Raw genomic sequence first — 3,576 nt, 5'->3', positions numbered from 1 at the left:
CTGCTGCCGATGGGAATCGTGTGGTGGATTCACCCGGGCTCCACATTCTCTGAACTCATCCTCGTAACTCTTGCCGTGCTGCTTGCCCCGCTACCAGCCCTACTCTATATGCGTCGCCAGCGTGCCCGGCTGCGTGCATGCGCAGCGAACGCCGAGGAAGAAGCGGCGAAGTTAAAGCTGCAATTGGATACGGTTCGGTTCCGCACGTCCCGCTTGCGGGAGGAGTTGCAGGCAGCCGACCGGCAGGCGCGGTTGTCGCACCAGCTCACCCTGCTGGGCCAGTTCACAGCCGGCTTCATGCACGAGTTCAACAATCCGTTGGCAATTGTGGTGGGCCGCATTGAAGTGTTGCTGGATGAACGCAAAGAAGACGCTGCCCTCTGCGCAGATCTTCAGCAGATGCTGAAAGAGTCCCGCTACATGGGCAGGATTGCGAGTACCCTGTTGCAGGCGCTGCGACGCGAGCGCGGCGGCGAAATTTTCGACCCCTCGATTCCGCAGAAGGCTTTGGAAGAAGCGCTGCAAGCTCTACGGCCGTCGGCCGACAGCCGCGGAGTAACACTGGTGGAGGAGGTCGCCGAAGCTCCTCTCGTGGATGTGCCTGAACACGTTGTCGGCGAAGTCGTCCGTGGTTTGTTGAACAATGCGCTGCATGCGCTGGAAGGGCGTAAGGACGCCATCATCTGGGCGCGGATAGAGCCCTATCGAACCGCTGGCGCGAAGGTCGTGTTGAAGATTGAAGACAACGGACCCGGAGTGCCAGAAAGTATTCGTGAACATCTTTTCGAGCCATTCGTCTCAAGCGGTGCCGGTCGCGAAAGACTAGGGCTGGGATTGTTTCTCGCCGCTAGTTTGTTGGATATGTACGATGGCCGAGTTCGTTATGAGACGAGAAACGACGGCGGCGCCAGTTTTGTCGTTGAGCTGCCCCCGGCGCGTTTTACACGTGGCCAACCGTATCATTGGTTTGTCGGAGGAGCAACAGAATGAGCCGCATTTATGTCATTGACGATGAAGCGGCCCTGGGAGAAAACATCCAACGGATGTTGCGCTCGTCGGCAACAACCATCTCCACGTTTACCGATCCGAAAATTGGACTGGACGAATGCATGGCCAGCCCGCCGGACTTGGTTCTACTCGACATTCGCATGCCGCAGATGTCCGGTGAAGAAGTTTTTGCTCGCCTGCACGAGGCCCATCCGGGACTTACGATCGTCTTTCTCACTGCATTTGGATCTGTCGAAGGCGCTGTTTTGGCAATGCGCAACGGCGCATTCGACTATTTGCAGAAGCCTTTCAAGCGAGAGGATCTTCTGCTGGTGGTGAAGCGAGCACTCTCCCATACCTCGTTAAAGCATGAAGTCGAAACTCTGAAGGATCGCCTGGAAGCGCTGGGCGAGGCGGATGCAGCGCAAACCCGCAGTGCCGCGATGCTGGATCAGATGGAAAAATGTCGTCGCGCCGCTGCAACCGACGCAACGGTCATGATTCTGGGTGAAAGCGGCACAGGCAAAGAGGTCATGGCGCGATTTATCCATCAGCAGAGCCGGCGAAAGGACGGCCCGTTCGTGCCAGTGGAGTGTAGCGCCATGCCGGGATCGCTGATTGAAAGCGAGTTGTTCGGCTACGAGCGCGGCGCCTTTACGGGCGCGGATCGCACCAAAAAGGGGCTGATCGAATCCGCGGACGGAGGCACGCTGTTTCTGGATGAAATCGGTGACCTGGGGGTGGAGCTGCAAACGCGCCTGTTTCGCTTTGCTGAAGAACGAGTGCTCCGGCGGCTCGGTGGTCTCACTCCAGTGCGCGTTGAGTGCCGCATCCTATGCGCCACCAACCAGGACTTGATGGCCAAAATCAAGGCCGGAACCTTTCGCGAGGAACTTTTCTACCGCTTGAGCGTGGTCACGGTGAAGATTCCGCCCTTGCGGGAACGTCCGGAGGACATCCAGCATCTGGCGCGCTTCTTCCTGGAACGGTTCTCCCGCCGCTACGGCAAGAGCCTGTCCGCTTCGCCGCGATTCTACGAGGCGCTGCTTTGCGAGCGGTGGCCGGGCAACGTGCGCCAACTCAAGAACGTCATGGAACGGCTGACTGCCTTGCATCCGGGCGGCGTGCTGGGGCCGGAAGATCTCGAAGAGGATTCTCCCAAGGTAGAAGCCGTCAGCAGCCTATCGGCGCTTCCCTGGAAGGATGCCCGGGAACAATATCTGTCGAGCTTTGAAGCATCCTACGCGCAAGCTGTCTTAACCCGTTGTGGCGGCAATGTGAGTGCGGCCGCACGAGAAGCCGGTGTCGATAGGAAGACATTTTACGCGCTTTTGAACCGAGAGAAAGAGCAGAAAGCTGGGGAATCCGCTCCCCAGCGGGAAGCAGAGAACGGGGAATGAAATCCCCACCAATGTCGAATCAGGCGCCGTAAGCCATTGCGAATAAAAGATATTTATTCTGGTCTCAGGCGTGCCTTAGGGAAAGGCAGGAGCCCTGCCCATGAAAGTCTTGACTCCAGGCCTGAAGGCGGCCCTGGCGCTGTTTTGCTTCGTCCTGCTGATGCCCCAACCAGGGAACGCGATTCCAGCGTTCGCCCGGAAATTTGGCGTCAAGTGTTACACCTGCCACACCATTCCCCCCGCGTTGAATAAGAACGGCTACATGTTCAAGCGTCTCGGCTACCGGATGCCGCCGGACGAGATGGACGGCACCAAGGCGGCGCCCAAAGTCAGCGCACTGGACAAAGACATCCGGTTCAGTCTCACCAATACTATGGCGCTCATCCTGCAGGCCAGCTTCACTGAGGACAAAACGGTGGCTGATCCAGGGTCCGTCACCTCCGCCTCTCCCGTTACCATGTGCCCCAGTGACACGCAGCTGTCCGCCTCCTGTTCCAGCTTCAACCTGGACGAAGCCGCGCTGTTTGATGTCTCGACTGTTCCGCTGACGGGCTTCTCTTACTTTGCGCACTATGAACTCTACCAGGATGGAGAGAGCGATCTGGAACAAGGCTTTGGTGTCTACACGGGCGGCCGGGCCAACAATAATTATTTCGTCAAGGTGGGCGAAATGCACATGCAGGAGGGAGAGGGAACACGCGCGGCCATGTTCTACAACCTGTTTCCCGACCCCTCATTTACACTCGCCAACGTCGATCCCCTCAACTTCTCGCTCGATCAGCATCCGGTCGGCGTAGACGCGGGATATACGCATGCCTCGAACTACTTCCAAAGGATCTTTGGGATCTCTGCAAAGGTGACCAACGGACTGAACGCCGACGGCAGCGAGATTATGAGCGGATCCACCAAAAATGCCAAGGACGTGTGGGCCGATGCCGATTACTGGTTTGGCCCTGACGGCGGCGTCACGGTGATGATGTACCGCGGGTCAAAAGACCAAATACAGAATGCGGGCGCCAGTAACGAATTCACCTATCGAACCAACATCTGGCGAGCCGGCGTCTTCGGCAACTATTTGTTCTTCGACAAGCTGGACATCCTCGGCGGCTACATGCGCAGCGAAGATGATTGGGAGTGGCAGCAGACCGGCCCTGCCTCGCACTATATCGCGAACGGCTACCGCGGCGAG

Annotated in this window: 3 protein-coding genes; all 3 read left to right on the top strand. The window is 58.1% G+C overall.

The genetic code is table 11. From position 1 onward, the window contains the following. On the top strand, positions 1 to 990 hold a 990-nt coding region (locus VMU57_RS06205), incomplete at its 5' end, for a HAMP domain-containing sensor histidine kinase (protein WP_325381764.1). Beyond that, the gene (locus tag VMU57_RS06200; protein ID WP_325381763.1) at positions 987 to 2,387 is read left to right on the top strand and encodes a sigma-54 dependent transcriptional regulator; all 1,401 of its coding nucleotides are present in this window, start codon (positions 987 to 989) and stop codon (positions 2,385 to 2,387) included. The genes VMU57_RS06205 and VMU57_RS06200, both read left to right, overlap by 4 nt. Positions 2,388 to 2,487: 100 nt before the next feature. Then, positions 2,488 to 3,576: hypothetical protein (locus VMU57_RS06195; RefSeq protein WP_325381762.1), on the top strand; the 1,089-nt coding region annotated here is incomplete at its 3' end.

It is taken from the genome of Edaphobacter sp., from assembly GCF_035532915.1.
Lineage (GTDB): Bacteria > Acidobacteriota > Terriglobia > Terriglobales > Acidobacteriaceae > Edaphobacter.
Note: the sequence above shows the minus strand (reverse complement) of the source record. Positions and strands in the feature narration are given on the sequence as shown.

What these genes read in the sequence shown, in the direction of transcription:
- VMU57_RS06200 (WP_325381763.1), top strand. Translation starts at nt 987, where the DNA reads ATGAGCCGCATTTATGTCATTGACGATGAAGCGGCCCTGGGAGAAAAC.